This window comes from Ruegeria arenilitoris (assembly GCF_013032445.1).
GTDB classification, from domain to species: Bacteria; Pseudomonadota; Alphaproteobacteria; order Rhodobacterales; family Rhodobacteraceae; genus Ruegeria; species Ruegeria arenilitoris_F.
The window spans coordinates 1-16,324 of sequence record NZ_WQCA01000023.1 but is presented as its reverse complement, the minus strand read 5'-3'; the positions used below and the strand labels follow the sequence as shown (position 1 = coordinate 16,324).

Here is a 16,324-nt window from a genome sequence, read left to right as displayed (position 1 = left end):
CCTTCAAAGCCCAAGAGCCGCAAGCGGGCCCATGGGCAAACGCAGGCCAAGCAGCATTTTGAAGACCACGTAGATTGCGACCGGCACGCCAACGGAAAAAGCCAAAATTGCGCCGTAGTTTCGCGCCCCCCACATCATCGGCAGAACCAGGCAAACGCAGAAGAACACCAGCGGCACACCAAGGGTTGGGAACAGGATGGCTGCCAAGCCAAGCACAGCCGCCGTTGCCGGCATTTGCCAGGGCGGCACTTCGCCCGGGGCCTCACCGCCATTTGCAAGACTTTGCAGGATCATGATGACGGTCAGAACAGCAATCACACCAAGGATCAGGCGCGGCATGTGCGTCGCAGGCATACCCTGCGCCATGCCCAGAGGATCAGAGTCAAAGGTGGTTGTGACCCACCAAGGGATTGCCGACAGAACGAGTATCAGCCCGCCTGCGACAAAGTCGCGAGAGAGTTTCATGGGGTTCCCTTCCACTGGAACGAGTGACCGTCCGCCGTGGCGGCGGACGGTCGGGAGGGGGCCTTACTTGCGCAGGCCCAGCTCTTCGAGGGTCGCGTAGATGTTGTCGTACATCTCGCGGATCTGGGCGTCCCAGACCTCGGAGCCTGCAACCGAGCCTGCATCAAGACCAATGCCTTCCAGGTACGCCTGGTAAGTGCCGTGCTCCATGCCTTTGATCAGCTTCTCTTCCAGCATGGTCGCCCGATCTTTGGGGGTATCTGCCATCACAATGACGCCCCGTACCGTCGAGAAATTGACGCCATCGATACCAAGTTCGGCCATAGTCGGTGTATCTGGCAGGACGCCCAGACGCTCCTGCGCCATGATCGCCAGTGGCACGAAATCACCAGACTCGATTCCATCGACGGCCTCACCAAAATTCAGTCCAGCCGCTTGAATGTTCTTACCCATCAAGTTCGTAATCATGGCACCACCGCCATCAAAAGGAACGTAGGCGACCTTGGCACCGGATTTATTGGCAAAGGTCATCGCTGCGATGTGGTCAATGCCGCCAGCTTGAGTTCCACCCCATTTGATGGGCGAGGACTTGGATGCCTCTATCAACTGCTCAAGGCTCTCAAAACCTGTGTCTTTGTTGACGACGACAATGATCGGGTCATCCGTCGAACGGGCGATCCCCTTGATGTCGTCTATGCCAATCGGCGCGCGGCCCCGGGCCATAGTAATCAGATGTGTGGGGGTAATCGCCATCAAGGTGTGACCATCAGCTGGCTTGCCCGAGGCATAACTCATGGCAACGGCACCTCCGCCCCCCTTCTTGATTTGCACAAAGGCATCCACACCAAGCTCTTTACGCGCACGAATTAGCATCGTTCGCGCGGTCGTATCTGTCCCGCCTCCTGCAGATGCGTGAGTTACAACCTCAATCGGCTGTGACGGATATTCCTCTGCCGCCGACGATGTAGCAAGCGCCGCCACGATCATCGCACCAGCAGCGATACGAGAAAGTGTTTTCATGGTGTCCTCCCATTGATTTCGCCAGCCAGATACGGCCGCTAACTGCAGTGGGTATCATTGTTGACTGTAAACTGTCTACAGTTTTCAGTTATGGAATTCGACCATTACGCCTCGGAGGACACTCTCGGAGGTTTCTAAAGAGACGCGATCAGACGCGTAAGGCCGTTGGAAACATGCTCGCGCAGCGCGTTGTTTGCCGCAGAAGCATCTCGTTGTATCAGCGCAGCGACAATTTTTTTATGTTCGGCATTTGAAACCTGAAGGTTACCTTCCTGGACAAGCCCACGTCTTCGCAACAAGTGAAGCTGGTTGACAATTTTCCGGTAGGTATCTTCAAGCGAACTATTTCGGGCCGCGATCACCAAAGCATCGTGGAACTGCAAATTCAGTTTGTAGTAATCCGCTGTGTTGCTCTTGTCCGCAGCCACCTGCATCTGATCCACAAGGCCACTTAGTTTTGCAATTTCAGCATCATCTGCACGCTTTACGATCAATTCGCCCGCAAGCCCAGCAATGGCTCCTCGCAGTTCGTACAAGTCCCGTGCTTCATCCAGAGATACTTCACGAACATACATGCCTCGGTTGACCTTGCTGGTCAAAAGCCCGGCCTGTTCGAGACTTCTGCACGCTTCACGGATCGGCCCACGGCTTATTCCGAGACGTTCGGCCAGCGTACTTTCATTGATCCTGTCACCCGCAACCAGTTCCCCTGACACGATCATTTCCTCGATCGCATCAACGGCAATAGAGGTGATGGTATTCGCCCTTCGTTGACTAATTGCTTGGGTGGCGGAATTTGTTGATGTTGACGTTCTCATATTGCTAAATGTGTTCCTACATCAGTTAACTGTCAACAGTAAGCGCGTCCGAGCTGGTTTTGGTGGCGAACTTCGAACCGGTTCAACATTGGACTTTATGACTCGCCCCGCGCGGATATTCAAAACACAAAGCGGCTTTTTTACGCATTGGTGACTTGGCATCGAATGCAACAGGGAAGATGCTTCACACCCGATTGTGAATGACCGCTATAACAGATTGGCGAAGTCGCTCTCGCAGATGCAGCGAAGGTCCGGTGTCCGCCTATTCTGTTGAAAAACAACGTTTTGCTGGCGCAGAAGTGGGTGACCTGAGCACAACTCGAACGCCTTTCTGGTCAGGCTTTTCGCGTTTGCCGCGGTGCAGGAAAGATCTTTTCCAATTTGCGGAGGTTCTGGGCGGTGGCAGCGAGGAGGAATTCGTCATTTGCGCCGCATGGGCCGAGTAATCGGAGCCGCCCCAGCCTTAGGATGCGTTTGAGGTGGGCGAACAGCATTTCGACCTTCTTCCGGAGCTTCATCGAGATGTCGTAATGGCGGGTGTTGGCGATGTCGCTTGCAACCTGACGGGCGTCTTCTGTTTCTTCGCGACTGATCTTGCGGGCATCAGCGTTCGGGCAGCACTTGGCTTTAGATGGGCAAGTTTGGCAGATCTCTTTCAAGGCGCGATAGCGCGCCGTACCTTTGCCGGTCGAACCCCGGTTCGGGTCCGAGTAGTTGCGACGGAACTGTTTGAGGGCGTGACCCTCTGGGCAGATGTACTGGTCGTTCTTGGCATCCCATTCGAAGTCGGCGCGGGTCCAGGTGCCATCGTTGCGACCGGATTTATCAAAAACAGGAATGTGCGGTGCAATCTTGCGGTCAACCAGCCAGCCCAACATTGGCCCGGTGCCATAGGCCGTGTCAGCGATCAGGCGTTCAGGGTGCAGATCGAACCTGGCCTTTACCCGCTTCAGCATGGTCTTCGTCGATCCAACCTCAGCCTGCCGGATTGAACGCGTCACCTCCACATCGACGATGACGCCGTGATCGGCGTCGATCAGATAGATGTCGGAATAGTTAAAGAAAGCAGGGCCTTTACGGGCCGCCGTCCATTGGCTGGCCGGATCAGAATGGGAGGTGAACTTCGGCTGCACCTCGCTGGCGGCACCGAATGCAGCTTCATCCAGCGTGTCGAGAAACTCGCGAACGGCGCGAGGGGCAGCGGTCGGGTCGATGCTGGAGGCGTCCCATTCTTCCTTGGGTGTCGAGTTCTGCTTGTTGGCATCCGCCTCAATCAGGCTGGCATCAATTGCCATTCGCTGACCGCTCACCAAACCTTCCGCGATTCAACGCGTAACAGTCGCCTCGAACAGATGACGCAGTAGTTCACTCTCGCGGAACCGACCATGCCGGTTCTTGGAAAACGTCGAATGATCAGGCACGCGGTCGGTCAATTCGAGGCGACAGAACCAGCGATAGGCCAGATTCAAATGCACTTCTTCGCACAGCCGACGTTCTGACCGAATGCCGAAGCAATACCCAACCAGAAGCATCCGGATCAACCGAAGGGCGGCCAGTGTGGCTGTAGAAGTCGGCGAGATGCACCCGGATGCTGACCAGATCAACGAACCGATCAATCGAGCGCAGCAGGTGGTCTTGGGGAACATGATCCTCAAGCGAGAATTCGTACAACAATGCCGCCTGCGCTTCCTGCTTCGGTCCCAACATCGCCAATCCTCCCACCCTCGGGGAGAATTGAATCAGCGACTTATCTCACGAACAAGCAAGAGTTTTTCAACAAAACAAGCCCGGCGTCCCAAAGTAGTAAGCGGTCCTAACCATTGCCAGCCGTTTAATCTGCTTGCGCATCACCAACTGCCCATCGAGATCGAATGCCACGATGTGGAAACTGTCCTTGCCAATATCAATGCCAACCGACGTCAGCTCGTCTATCTTACTCTTCGCCATACTACTTCTCCTATTTGCAGGTGAAATAGGCCAAGCCTAACTTGCTGGGTGAAGCAGCCGGTACATCCCATTACCGGCCATTGAACAAGTGTCATGTATTTTGCAGCGCAGCTGATTGATGCAGGCCTTAGCTGCTCCGGCAAACCGCACACCAAAATCATCCCATGTGATTCAAACCTGTCCGGGAAGCCATAGCACAATCGCGGGGAAAGCAACGAGCATCGCTATGGTTGCGGCATCCGCCAGAAAGAAAGGCGTTACACCTTTAAAAACATCCTGAACGCTCAGGTCATCACGTACGCCAGCCACTACAAAGCAATTCAGCCCGATAGGTGGCGTGATAAGGCAAAACTCAGCCATTTTGACAACCAGAATGCCAAACCAGATGGCACACATAGGGCCGGACATACCGAAGGTACTTTCGGCTGCACTTACGGCTTCACCACCGTTCAACGCCATGACGGCGGGGTAAACTACCGGCAACGTCAGCAGCAGCATACCTATCGCATCCATGAACATGCCCAATACAGCGTAAGCCAGAAGAATACAGATCAGGATTAGCATAGGAGACATCTCAAGCGAGGTAATCCAGTCGGAGAATGCACTTGGCAGTTCGGCGAAACCAAGAAAACGAACGTAGACCAAAACGCCCCAGATGATCGTGAAAATCATGACGCTCAGCTTGGCGGTTTCCAAAAGCGCGTCTTTAAGTTCGGACCAGCGCATGCCCTGATACAGCGCCATCAGGAACACAACGAATGCTCCAATTGCGCCGCCCTCGGTTGGCGTTCCCCAGGCATCACCTCCGAACGGGTTATAGACAAAGAAGATGATGGTGACGACAACAATCACGATGGGCAATGCGGGCGGCAACGAAAGGAAACGTTCTTTCCACGTAAATCCCGTGACTGCGGGGCCAAATCCTTTGATCACGACAGCCATGCCAATGATCAGCAAGCCATAGATTACCGCCGAGAACATGCCCGGGATGAAACCCGCCAACAGCAGTTTGCCCACGTCCTGCTCGACAATAATCGCGTAGATTACCAGAATGGCCGAAGGCGGAATGAGCGAGGCGAGCGTACCGCCTGCGGCGACGACACCTGCAGCAAAACGCTTGTCGTAGCCGATCTTCAGCATCTCGGGGATGGCTATACGGGCGAACACAGCGGAAGTGGCGACCGAGGCCCCAGATACTGCCGCAAACCCAGCGGTCGCGAAAACGGTCGAAACCGCCAGCCCGCCGGGTGCCCATGCCAGCCACCGCTTCGCGGCTTCAAACAGGGCTTTGGTCAGGCCCGCGTAATAGGCAAGGTAGCCAATCAGGATGAAAGTCGGGATAAGGCTCAACGGCTGACTTGAAATCTTGGAGTGCGGCACCTGCCCCGCTGTTTTGACGGCCACAGTCACAGCCTTGCCGAACCGCGCCGGGTCGTACCCAAACTTGGCCCAAAAGATCCAGATCAGACCAACCATGCCAGCTGTCGCGGCGGCGAAAGCCACGCGCATCCCCAACACCACAAGAACAAGCATACCGCCCGAGACGATCAGACCAATATCAATGGGTTCCATCAGATTTAACCTCAGTTGTCGTGGCTCGAGACGTGCTCGGCTTCCATTGCAGCTTGAGTGGCTGCATCGGCTATTAGTGGGACGGCAATAGGTGCCTGATCAGGGTGCCGGATCGCGCGACCGTAAGCCCAGAGCTGTAGAACAAGCCTCAGGCAAAGCACGCTGAAGGCGACGGGGGCCAAAAGCTTTGCGGGCCACAGCGGGATACCGATGTCGATGGAGCTATCGCGGCTCCAGAGGGGAGCACCAAAGTCAAAGCTGCGTGCGAAATGCGCCCAACTCCCCCAGATCAGTAAAACGATGAGCGCCAGAATGACAGCGGTGGTGATGAACTCAACGATATAGAGTGTCCGGCCTCTAAGCGCTCCAACAACCATGTCCATTCGGATATGACCGCCGTCACGCTGCGCATAGGAGATCCCCATGAAGGCGATCAACGGCATGGCCTGCTCGATCCAGTCCACGTAACCGGAAAGTGGCGCATTGGCGAAATTCCGACCACCAACGGAGACCACGGCCATGACCATCAGCGAGAAAACTGCAAGACCGCTGATCAAGGCCAGAAAGCTCTCCAGTTTGTAAAGGCGTTGATCGAGAATGCTGAGACGGCTGTCGTCAGACAGCACCTGGGATGACCCGGCCATCGTTATACTCCGCTGTCAGGGGAAAGGGCACCCGACGCCAGCTTGGCCGACGCCGGGTTGTGAGTGGATTAGCTGCCGTTTGCGATCTTCCCAGTCACAAGGTCATAGAGCTCTTGTGCTGGTAGGCCACGCTCGGTGTTTTCTGCAATCCAGGCCTCGGCCGCGGGTGCGGCAGCGGCTTCTTTGAACGCTGCGATTTCTTCATCGCTGAAAGTGACCCGTTCGATGCCGCGCTGATCCAGCTCAGGGCCCCACGCTTCCATCGTTTTGGTCTGATAGTGGCTCACGTAGTGATCCAGTGCCTCATCCACCGATCCCAGCAGAGCTTTGCGGTGTTCGTCAGAAAGGTCTTCCAGTGCCAGCGTGTTCACCACGACTGGGCAGTTGACGGTGCCGGGGTTGAGGTTCGTCGTCCACCACGTGCCATTTTCAATGGTACCGAAGGACATATGCGCGTGTGGCGCAAAGCTGACCGCTTTGACGATGCCGCTGTCCATTGCCTGGCGCACCTCGGATGCAGACATCGAGGTCGGAACTGCCCCTACCGTCTCCATCGCCTTGCCGATACCACCTGTCGCCCGTACGCTCAGACCTTCAAAATCGGTTAGGGATTTGGGTGCTTCACCGACACCAACGAGGTTGTACTGCGGCAGCGGCGACGGCATCAGCAGAGTTGCGTCCCAGCGGGCCAGATCCTCGACAACGGCTGGGTGTTGATAAACGGCCATTGACAAGTCGACCTCTTGCTCCAGTGATGTCACACCAAGAAACGGCAGTTCCAAGACGGTGATCGAGGGGTTCTTGTCGCGGTGATAGCCAGCACAGAACTGGGCCATTTCAAACGCGCCAATCGAAATCCCATCGAGGTTTTCCTTGTTCTTCGAAAGGCCACCATAGCTGATGTTGAGTGTGAACTCACCGCCCGTCTTTTCGTTCACCAGTTCGGCAAGTTTCTCGACATGTTCGGTGAAGGCACGACGCTTGCCCCACAGAGAAACGTTCCATTCTACGGCCAGTGCTTCGGATGCAACGGTCAGCGTCAGGGCAGCAATGGCCGCCCGGTTAAGATGTTTGCGCATAAAGGCTCCTCCCAGATCACGCAATTCGCTTGGGTGGAGTATTCAGGATGCGCGGCAGCCTGCCTATGAAGGAAAATGCGCGTGGAATTTCTGTTTCCCTGCGGATATCCGCAGAGTGGTCTCAGCTACAACAGTGCCTCTTTATCGAGGCCGAGTTTGACGATCTTTTCGTTGAGCGTCCGGCGGCCAATCCCAAGCGCTTCGGCGGCGGCATCCATGCGGCCTTTATGTACTTTGATGGCTTTGCCGACGAGCTCGCGTTCAAAAGCAGCAACCGCTTCGCGCAGTGTATCGGGCACTTCGTCGAAGTGCTGATCGCTCTGGATGGCCTGCGCCACCGACCCTCCTCCACGCCGGGCCGCCAAAATACGCCGTTCGCAGACATGGCGCAATTCACGCACATTGCCGGGCCAGTCATGTGCAAGCAGAGCGGCCAAATCGTCCTGATCGAGTTCTGGCGCGTCTATCTCATAAACCTGCGCGTATTCGTTCAAGAAATGCGTTGCCAACAGAACCAGATCATCCCGTCTTTGACGTAGCGGAGGTAAAGACAGGACAACAGTATTCAGTCGAAACAAAAGGTCCTGACGCAGGCGGCCTTCCTCGGCTGCCAATACAACGTCCTCGTTGGTTGCTGACACGACCCTGAAGCTTACTGGCACTGGCAACACAGCCCCCACCGGTAGCACCTGCTGATCTTCGATGACCCTCAGTAGCTTGGCCTGCGCCGCTGGTGGGCACGAGCAGATTTCATCCAGAAACAAGGTCCCACCCGATGCCGCCACAAGCCTTCCGTCGGATTCACCCGCGACGCCGAACATTTCCGCTTCAAACGTATCGGCCGACAATGCGGCGCAATTCAGCGCCAGAAACGGTGCGTCCGGCGAGCGGCCCAAATCATGTAAAGCATGGGCAACCAGCTCCTTCCCAGTGCCGGTATCCCCCTGCAACAGAACCGCAACCGATGTATCAGCAAGATCAAGTACTTCTTGTCGCAAGTCTGTAATGGCTCCTGTTTGGCCCAGCAGGATGCGGTCAAGGCCTGACAGTTTGAACAGCCGGTCTTTGAGGCGGGCATTGCTTTTCCGCATTCGGTTTTGTTCAGCCGCGTGCCTCAGCACCGTCAGCAATCGCCGTGGTTCATATGGCTTCTCGATAAACCCGTACGCCCCTTCCTGTATGGCTTGAACCGCCATCGGGATGTCACCATGTGCCGAAATCAATACCACCGGAGGCGCTACACGCCTGTCCAGACTGGCCAGCAATTCAAGCCCCGACATACCCGGCATACGCACATCGGACAGAATGACATCGGGCGACGCGCTGGCCAGATACTCAGTCACGTGGGTCGCGCGCGACAGGGCGCTAACAGTCCATCCAGCGGCTTCGAGCAACTCGATAAGAGATTGTCGCATCGATTTGTCATCATCAACGACCAGAACTTTGAAGGGTTGCTGCTGAGTCATTCGTCCGTTTCTTCCGTAATTGGGGCAATCGGGAAGGTGACACGGAAAATTGTTCCGCCGCCATTACGATTTCGGGCCGTCATTGTGCCGTCGTGATCTTTGACAATGCTGGTGGAGATAGCCAGTCCCAAGCCCATGCCTCTCCCGCTCTCTCTTGTGGTTACAAATGGCTCTTGCAACTCAGCCAGCGTTGCCTCGCCCAACCCGTGACCGTTGTCTTGAATTTCCAACACGACCTCATCATCAGATGTCATGACAGCGATATGGATTTCAGGCCCATCCGCTTCATCCGTAGCATCTATGGCATTGCGCAAAAGATTAGTGATGACCTGTTCGATCCGCAGGGCACTGCCCCGGATAATGGCCGGGCCAGTCGACGCATCAATTGAAATTTTCACCTTGCCCTGCTCGATGTTTGGCGCAACCAGAGCCAACGCGGCGTTAACCGAAGTGCATAAGTCTACGTCGTCGAACGCTTCACTCTCTGACTGTGCAAAAAACCGCAATTGGCGCGTGATCCCTTCCATCCTGTCCACGAGGCTTCCGATTTTTTGCGGCAGCTTGGACTCACTGGAAGATGAGATCTCTTCTGCCACTAGGTGATTACGCATCGCAGCGATGGGCTGGCCCAGTTCATGCGTGACCGACGCGGATAGTTGCCCCAGAGCCGCCAGTCGGCTTGCGCGCTCCAACTCGCCTTGGGTGCGTTTGAGGCTCCGCTCGGCTGTCTTGCGGTCGTCGATTTCGATGGCGAGCCTTTGATTTGCCTCGCGCAGCTTTGCTTCTTCCTCTTCGGACCGCACCAAGGCCGCGCTTACCCGCCTTGCGCGTTGTATCTGGAAAAAGATAAATGCGAGCCCCGCCAAAAGGACAAAAACTGCTGTTACAAGCCAACTGCGCGCAACGGCCTGATCGTCACTTGCAAAATAATGAAGCGACCAGCCATGGGGTAAATCCGTAGCTGCAAGATGCAGGCGTTTCGTCCCCGCAATTCTGGCCTGATCCCCCGGCAATTCAGCCCAATCCAACGGACCCAAATCTTGTCCCGGAAACTGTCTGGCGTTTCGGATCCTCTCTTTTTGCTGTTCCGACAATGGCGTCAGGACGCGGTACAGCCAATCCGAGTTCGATGAAAGCAAAACGACACCGTCTTCATTGGCCAGAAATACCTGTTCGCCCGAGTTTTTCCAACTGACCTGAAGATCAGAGAAATCGATCTTAATCGCTATGACACCAGTAGAAGATCCCCGGTTGTCGAGAACCGCATTTGCAATGAAGTAACCCGGCAGACCGGTCGTTGCCCCGATGGCATAAAAGCGGCCCTGTTCACCAGAAACGGCAGTTTGGAAATACGGACGGAAAGCGTAGTTTTGGCCAACAAAGCTCCCAGTGTCGCGGTAGTTCGATGCTGAAATCGTGATCCCGTCTTCGTCCATCAGGTAGATCGCATCCAGCCCCGCCTGGTCTGCAAAATCCTCGAGGCGTCGGTTTAAAGTGCCGGTGCCGGCTCCTTCGGCTGTTCCAATTACAAAGGAATCCTGTGACAGCACGTATGTGAGGTGGGAAAATCGTTCGAGTTCGCTGTTTACCGAGCTTTGATAGAGAGAAAGCCGGCCCTGAGCTTTCGAAAGCTCCTCCGAAACAAAGTACTGGTAAGAAACCAAATAAAGGCCAATGCTGGCGGCAATGGCTACCAAAATACCTACAATATACGAAATTGATCGCATTGAATGCCCATGAACTGCGACAGCATAGGATCACAGTAGGTTTTATCCGTCCATCCCAAGAGTTCTACTCCGACATTTGGATGTTCAGGCCAAACAAAAATGACCGAATGGTTTGAGAACGCAAAGCAATGAACGAACATGCCGAAACAACTATTTACATTCCACAAGCGGATTTCGGCCCTTAACGGTCCTCTGGTGCCAAATTGGATACTGTATGCAGCTGCGTCAAAGCGACCGTTCTAAAGCCTCCACGTTGAGTAGGAGCGGTTCCTTTTTGACTAGGACTTGACCCCTATGAGCTTAAGCTACATCCCAGAAAGCCCCGCATTGGTGTTCAATAGAAACTGGCGGAAGATCGGGCTGCTTGCCGCTCCAATGCCTCGGGCGTTTTCGCCAACTGCTGCGGCTTCTACGACCGGAGGAATCAATCCGCGCTTGTCTTGGTTAAGGAGGTAACGACGAACCCGGGCAACCAACTCTTCCCGCACTTCCGATGGGAACGCACCGTCTATGAAAATCGCCTCAAAGTCGATGACCGCGCAAATAGACAAGGCAGCCTTGGCAAGTTCCTGTGCCGTGGTCCCAATCCAGGGCTCGACAAATCGTGAAATGCTGCTCCAATCCTGTGGCTTCTTCCAGAGGATTTGGGGATCGACACCGGCTTCGATCAACCTGTCTTCGAGCAGGAACAGAGAGGCAGTATCGATCAGTTGTTGGCTTTCGCCTAAAGGCCCGGTCGTTCGCATCGCGCCCAAGGCACCTGCATTTCCCTGGTTGCCCTCAAACACGGTGCCGTTCAGCGCGACCCCGCCGCCGATCATTGACCCGATGAAGAAATAAAAATAGTCGCGATATTCGGCCCCGCGCCCATAAAGATGCTCGGCGTGACAGGCAGCCGTCGCATCGTTGACCACAAAAACTGGCAGGTCGCTGAACTTGGCGACCTCGGAAAAGAAATTCACGTTTTTCCAGGACCTGAATTTCTCGGCGGCAAGCCCAGACAGGTCGTGCCATTTCCACAGTTCGAACGGAGTCCCGATCCCAATGCCGCAAACCCGGTCGCGTAGCCTGTGAGGCTCAAGGGACAGCAACGTTTCCAAACCAGTTTCCAGAAACCCGAAAACGGCCTCGGGCAGAGGATAGTCATATGTCGTAGAGAGCTGGCGACGTGGTTTGCCCGTAAAGTCGATCAAAAGCAGGTCAGCACTGCGCCGGCCGATCTTCATACCCACCGACAAGATGCCTTCCGGGTTTAGCTCCATTGGGATTGATGGCTTTCCCACTTTCCCGCGCAGTGGCGTTCCACGCTTGAGAATCGCATCTTTTTCGAGCTTGCGCAAAATGATGGATACGGTCTGAGGAGAGAGGCCCGTCAGACGCGCGACGTCCGCGCCTGCCGCGGGTCCATGTCGTTGTAAAACTGTCAAAATCAGGCGTTCGTTATGATCGCGTACGCCGCTTTGACTTACGCCTCCGGTCAGTATATTGAGAGCCTCTTTCTCCATAACCCTGAACATAAACACCTTGTTTTCTTATGGAAAGATTGCGACGCAAATTAATAAATAAACTTTATTTATTAATTGACAGAAGGGCTAGAATCACAGTTTCTTGAATACGACCTTCATTGGAGGATGGAGGCGCGTCCCGCAGGAACGCCACGCGGGGCAACAACATTTTTCTGGGAGGACAATATGAAAAATCTATTCAAGATTGCCGTATCTGCGACCGCGCTCACAATGGCTGCGGCAACCGCTCAAGCGGCGGGGGAAACCGTCTGCCTGATCACGAAGACCGACACCAACCCGTTCTTTGTAAAGATGAAGGAAGGCGCAACTGCCAAGGCAGAAGAGCTTGGCATGACGCTCAAAGCGTTTGCCGGTAAAGTTGATGGCGACCATGAAACTCAGGTTCAGGCCATTGAAACCTGCATTCTCGACGGCGCAAAAGGCATTCTGTTGACGGCATCCGACACCAGCTCGATCGTTCCTGCAGTCAAACAGGCACGGGATGCGGGGGTTTTGGTCATTGCGCTGGATACGCCGCTTAGCCCGATTGACTCGGCGGACGCAACATTTGCGACGGACAACTACAAGGCCGGGCTACTGATCGGTCAATGGGCAAAGGCCAAAATGGGTGACGCCGCAGCCGATGCCAAGATCGCGACGCTGGATCTGAACGTAAGCCAGCCGACAGTGGACGTTCTGCGCAATCAGGGTTTCCTCGACGGGTTCGGCGTGGACCTGGCGGACCCGAACGTCATCGGCGACGAAACCGATGCGCGTCTGGTCGGCAGTGACGTGACAGACGGCAACGAAGAAGGCGGGCGCCGCGCGATGGAAAACCTTCTGGCAAAGGATCCATCCATCAACGTTGTTCACACGATCAACGAACCGGCCGCTGCGGGCGCATATGAGGCGCTGAAATCTATCGGGCGTGAAAACGACGTACTGATCGTTTCGGTCGACGGCGGGTGTCCCGGTGTCCAAAACGTCGAAGCTGGTGTGATCGGGGCGACAAGCCAGCAGTACCCGCTGTTGATGGCCTCGCTTGGTGTTGAGGCCGTAAAAAAATGGGCCGAAGAGGGCGTGAAGCCCGAAAACACACCCGGCAAAGATTTCTATGACACGGGCGTGGCGCTCATCACCGACCAGCCGGTTGATGGGGTTGAGTCGCTGTCGGTCGCAGAAGGCCTGAATCTCTGCTGGGGCTAAGTACAGCCCTATTGGGTGAGGCGCGCCGCAGCGCCTCATCAATCCTTTCACCAGCAAACCGAAACTTCCTGTAAACTGATTTCGTGGACGCTATGCCAGCCACGAAAAGGGGGAGATATGTCCGAAGCAAACCAAAACGCCCAGGAATTCGAAACAGCCGCCAACGCGTCAGAAACAGTTGCGGAGTTTGAAGATCACCGGCGTGGTGTTCTAGGGAAGTTGCAGCATCTTCTCCACGTCAATCCATCCTTTGTGCCATTGATCGTTCTGGTTGGCGCGATCGTAATTTTTGGCCTGCTACTGGGCTCAAAGTTCTTCTCACCCTTTGCGATGACGCTGATCCTGCAACAGGTTCAGATCGTGGGCATCGTGGCCGCGGCACAAAGCCTTGTGATTCTGACCGCCGGCATCGACCTAAGCGTCGGTGCGATCATGGTGTTTTCATCCGTCATTATGGGTCAGTTCACCTTCCGCTACGGCATCCCCGTGCCCATTGCAGTGATGTGCGGGCTGGCAATGGGAACCCTGATCGGCGCTCTCAATGGATGGCTGGTCAGTCGCGTAAAGCTACCGCCGTTTATTGTCACGCTCGGCATGTGGCAGATCGTACTGGCGACAAACTTCCTGTACTCCGCAAACGAAACAATCCGCAGTCAGGATATCGAGGCCAACGCCCCGTTCCTGCAATTCTTTGGCACAAAATTCAGCATCGGCGGCGCGACCTTCACAGTTGGCGTGATGTTTATGCTCGTTCTAATTTTCGTGCTGGCTTACGCGCTAAAACACACGGCTTGGGGCCGGCATGTCTATGCAGTCGGAGACGACCCTGAGGCTGCCGAACTTTCCGGCGTGAACGTCCACAAAACCCTGATGTCCGTTTACATGCTGTCCGGTTTGATCTGTGCCTTTGCGGGCTGGGCTTTGATCGGGCGCATCGGATCGGTCTCGCCGACCTCCGGCCAATTGGCCAATATTGAGAGCATTACCGCTGTTGTGATTGGGGGTATCTCGTTGTTCGGCGGGCGAGGCTCCATTCTGGGATCGTTGTTCGGAGCTTTGATCGTCGGCGTGTTTACTCTGGGTCTGAGGCTGCTGGGCGCAGATGCGCAGTGGACCTTCCTGCTCATCGGACTTCTCATCATCGCGGCGGTCGCCGTCGACCAGTGGATCAGAAAGGTATCGGGCTAATGTCAGACACAACTCCAGTCGTCCAAGGTCGCGGGCTCGTGAAGCGCTATGGCCACGTTACCGCCATCGACCATTCCGACTTTGAACTGCGGCAAGGAGAAATCCTTGCCGTGATCGGAGATAACGGCGCGGGAAAGTCGTCCATCGTCAAGGCTATCTGTGGCGCCACGATCCCGGACGAGGGCGAAATTCTGATCGAAGGCAAAAAGGTCAATTTCACCTCGCCGATCGACGCCCGGAACATGGGGATCGAGATTGTTTATCAGCAGCTCGCCATGTCCCCTGCCCTGTCGATAGCCGACAACATGTTCATGGGGCGCGAGATCCGCAAACAAGGGTTCAGGGGCAAATACATGCGTCAGCTTGACCGTCCCGCGATGGAGAAGTTCGCCCGTGAAAAACTGACCGAGCTTGGGCTGATGACTGTACAGTCGATCAATCAGGCGGTCGAAACTCTCTCTGGCGGCCAGCGCCAAGGCGTAGCCGTTGCCCGTGCTGCGGCCTTTGCAACTAAGTTCATCATCATGGACGAACCGACGGCTGCTTTGGGTGTGAAGGAAAGCCGCAAGGTGCTTGAACTGATCCAGGACGTGCGGGCGCGTGGTATTCCGATCATTCTGATCAGCCACAACATGCCGCATGTCTTCGAAGTCGCGGATCGCATCCATGTGCACCGGCTGGGCAAACGTCTTTGTACGATTGACCCCAAAGACTATACGATGTCGGACGCCGTGGCTTTTATGACCGGCGCCAAGGAACCTCCAAAAGAGGACGCCGCGTGATTGATCACGATGCAAAGCGCGTTTGTGACCTGATTTCCTCCCGGAGGCAGGTTGGGGTTCGGACGATTGTCGCAATCGCCGGCCCCCCTGCATCCGGAAAGTCGACTTTGGCAGAAACCGTCGTTCAATCGCTGAACGTGCAACAAAGCTCTGCGGTTCCTTTAGCCACGTTGGTACCCATGGACGGTTATCATCTGGACAATCGCGTGCTGAAAAAGCGAGGCTTGCTGTCCCGAAAAGGCGCGCCGGAAACCTTCGACGCAGTTGGGTTCTGCACTGCAATCAGAGGGCTGCAATCCGCGCAGCATGAGTCCTTTCATCCTAAATTCGATCGCCAAATGGACTTGGCCATCGCCAATGCGATTGCGGTTCACCCTGAAACTCCAATTGTGGTTGTGGAAGGGAACTACCTTTTGATGAATAGCGACCCGTGGAGGACGTTGGCAGATGTTTACGCCGCAACGGTTTTTGTCAGCCCCACATTGGAGGAACTCGAAAACCGGCTACAGCATCGCTGGATCAAGCATGGCTTTGACCCGCAGACTGCACTGCAACGCGCAAAAACGAACGATCTGCCCAACGCGGAACACGTCATCCGTGATAGCAGGAAAGCGGATCTCACACTGAACCAGAACTACACCGAATTTGGGATGCGCTACACGTTCTGAGGCCGTGCTTCGGATACACCCATCCGTCAAAGTAGCTACTCCAGGCGGGTTCAGGTGCGACCAAAACCACCCCATATTCGATCAGGGAAGCTCATGAAATTCTTCGTGGACACTGCAGAAGTAAACGACATCAAAGACCTGATAGATTTTGGATTATTGGATGGCGTCACCACCAATCCAAGGGTGCTGTCAGGCGAATTCGAACCAGTCTCAGTTTGCCGCGGAGACCGTGAACCT

14 protein-coding genes and 2 pseudogenes are annotated in these 16,324 nt (G+C 55.3%); 5 read left to right on the top strand and 11 right to left on the bottom strand.

Annotated features, from left to right (window positions below):
• Window positions 1-3: 3 nt before the first annotated feature.
• The 11 genes and pseudogenes from GOW98_RS21980 to GOW98_RS21930 form a co-directional block, all read right to left on the bottom strand.
• Window positions 4-465 carry a tripartite tricarboxylate transporter TctB family protein gene (locus GOW98_RS21980; RefSeq protein WP_170336101.1) on the bottom strand — a complete coding sequence of 154 codons (462 nt, stop codon included), beginning with the start codon at window positions 463-465 and terminating at the stop codon, window positions 4-6.
• 63 nt (window positions 466-528) lie between these two features.
• The gene (locus GOW98_RS21975; protein ID WP_170336099.1) at window positions 529-1,485 is read right to left on the bottom strand and encodes a Bug family tripartite tricarboxylate transporter substrate binding protein; all 957 of its coding nucleotides are present in this window, start codon (window positions 1,483-1,485) and stop codon (window positions 529-531) included.
• 134 nt (window positions 1,486-1,619) lie between these two features.
• Entirely contained in the window at window positions 1,620-2,303 is a 684-nt protein-coding gene (locus GOW98_RS21970) for an FCD domain-containing protein (RefSeq protein WP_170336097.1), read from the bottom strand.
• A 335-nt stretch (window positions 2,304-2,638) separates the two neighbouring features.
• Window positions 2,639-4,010, bottom strand: a pseudogene (locus tag GOW98_RS21965) (transposase).
• Between the two features lie 66 nt (window positions 4,011-4,076).
• Window positions 4,077-4,250 (bottom strand): hypothetical protein, encoded by a 174-nt coding sequence (locus GOW98_RS21960; RefSeq protein ID WP_174823082.1) that lies wholly within the window; start codon window positions 4,248-4,250, stop codon window positions 4,077-4,079.
• 171 nt (window positions 4,251-4,421) lie between these two features.
• Window positions 4,422-5,822 (bottom strand): TRAP transporter large permease, encoded by a 1,401-nt coding sequence (locus tag GOW98_RS21955; protein ID WP_170336095.1) that lies wholly within the window; start codon window positions 5,820-5,822, stop codon window positions 4,422-4,424.
• A gap of 11 nt (window positions 5,823-5,833) precedes the next feature.
• Window positions 5,834-6,466 (bottom strand): TRAP transporter small permease subunit, encoded by a 633-nt coding sequence (locus GOW98_RS21950; protein WP_170336093.1) that lies wholly within the window; start codon window positions 6,464-6,466, stop codon window positions 5,834-5,836.
• Between the two features lie 68 nt (window positions 6,467-6,534).
• Window positions 6,535-7,545, bottom strand: coding sequence for a TRAP transporter substrate-binding protein DctP (gene dctP / locus GOW98_RS21945; protein ID WP_170336091.1), 1,011 nt, complete (start codon window positions 7,543-7,545; stop codon window positions 6,535-6,537).
• 125 nt (window positions 7,546-7,670) lie between these two features.
• On the bottom strand, window positions 7,671-9,011 hold the full coding sequence (locus GOW98_RS21940) for a sigma-54-dependent transcriptional regulator (RefSeq protein ID WP_170336089.1): 1,341 nt from the start codon (window positions 9,009-9,011) through the stop codon (window positions 7,671-7,673).
• Window positions 9,008-10,738 carry a sensor histidine kinase gene (locus GOW98_RS21935; protein WP_170336087.1) on the bottom strand — a complete coding sequence of 577 codons (1,731 nt, stop codon included), beginning with the start codon at window positions 10,736-10,738 and terminating at the stop codon, window positions 9,008-9,010. The genes GOW98_RS21940 and GOW98_RS21935 overlap by 4 nt, the downstream gene beginning before the upstream one ends.
• A gap of 305 nt (window positions 10,739-11,043) precedes the next feature.
• Window positions 11,044-12,243: an ROK family transcriptional regulator gene (locus GOW98_RS21930; RefSeq protein ID WP_170336085.1), complete on the bottom strand. Its 1,200-nt coding sequence runs from the start codon at window positions 12,241-12,243 to the stop codon at window positions 11,044-11,046.
• 186 nt (window positions 12,244-12,429) lie between these two features.
• On the opposite strand from GOW98_RS21930, the gene GOW98_RS21925 reads away from it, so the two are divergent.
• The 5 genes and pseudogenes from GOW98_RS21925 to GOW98_RS26140 form a co-directional block, all read left to right on the top strand.
• A complete protein-coding gene (locus tag GOW98_RS21925) occupies window positions 12,430-13,449 on the top strand; it encodes a sugar ABC transporter substrate-binding protein (protein WP_170336083.1) in 1,020 nt (339 codons plus the stop codon).
• 117 nt (window positions 13,450-13,566) lie between these two features.
• Window positions 13,567-14,637, top strand: coding sequence for an ABC transporter permease (locus GOW98_RS21920; RefSeq protein ID WP_170336080.1), 1,071 nt, complete (start codon window positions 13,567-13,569; stop codon window positions 14,635-14,637).
• Window positions 14,637-15,419: an ATP-binding cassette domain-containing protein gene (locus GOW98_RS21915; RefSeq protein WP_170336078.1), complete on the top strand. Its 783-nt coding sequence runs from the start codon at window positions 14,637-14,639 to the stop codon at window positions 15,417-15,419. The genes GOW98_RS21920 and GOW98_RS21915 overlap by 1 nt, the downstream gene beginning before the upstream one ends.
• Before the next feature lie 107 nt (window positions 15,420-15,526).
• Entirely contained in the window at window positions 15,527-16,087 is a 561-nt protein-coding gene (locus GOW98_RS21910; protein WP_170336075.1) for a hypothetical protein, read from the top strand.
• A 93-nt stretch (window positions 16,088-16,180) separates the two neighbouring features.
• Window positions 16,181-16,324 (top strand): annotated as a pseudogene (locus tag GOW98_RS26140) (transaldolase family protein); the annotation flags it as partial.

Coding starts and splice junctions, on each gene's coding strand:
- GOW98_RS21950 (WP_170336093.1), bottom strand. CDS start 6,466: ATGGCCGGGTCATCCCAGGTGCTGTCTGACGACAGCCGTCTCAGCATT.
- GOW98_RS21975 (WP_170336099.1), bottom strand. CDS start 1,485: ATGAAAACACTTTCTCGTATCGCTGCTGGTGCGATGATCGTGGCGGCG.
- GOW98_RS21930 (WP_170336085.1), bottom strand. CDS start 12,243: ATGGAGAAAGAGGCTCTCAATATACTGACCGGAGGCGTAAGTCAAAGC.
- GOW98_RS21925 (WP_170336083.1), top strand. CDS start 12,430: ATGAAAAATCTATTCAAGATTGCCGTATCTGCGACCGCGCTCACAATG.
- GOW98_RS21955 (WP_170336095.1), bottom strand. CDS start 5,822: ATGGAACCCATTGATATTGGTCTGATCGTCTCGGGCGGTATGCTTGTT.
- GOW98_RS21920 (WP_170336080.1), top strand. CDS start 13,567: ATGTCCGAAGCAAACCAAAACGCCCAGGAATTCGAAACAGCCGCCAAC.
- GOW98_RS21970 (WP_170336097.1), bottom strand. CDS start 2,303: ATGAGAACGTCAACATCAACAAATTCCGCCACCCAAGCAATTAGTCAA.
- GOW98_RS21940 (WP_170336089.1), bottom strand. CDS start 9,011: ATGACTCAGCAGCAACCCTTCAAAGTTCTGGTCGTTGATGATGACAAA.
- GOW98_RS21960 (WP_174823082.1), bottom strand. CDS start 4,250: ATGGCGAAGAGTAAGATAGACGAGCTGACGTCGGTTGGCATTGATATT.
- GOW98_RS21915 (WP_170336078.1), top strand. CDS start 14,637: ATGTCAGACACAACTCCAGTCGTCCAAGGTCGCGGGCTCGTGAAGCGC.
- dctP (WP_170336091.1), bottom strand. CDS start 7,545: ATGCGCAAACATCTTAACCGGGCGGCCATTGCTGCCCTGACGCTGACC.
- GOW98_RS21935 (WP_170336087.1), bottom strand. CDS start 10,738: ATGCGATCAATTTCGTATATTGTAGGTATTTTGGTAGCCATTGCCGCC.
- GOW98_RS21980 (WP_170336101.1), bottom strand. CDS start 465: ATGAAACTCTCTCGCGACTTTGTCGCAGGCGGGCTGATACTCGTTCTG.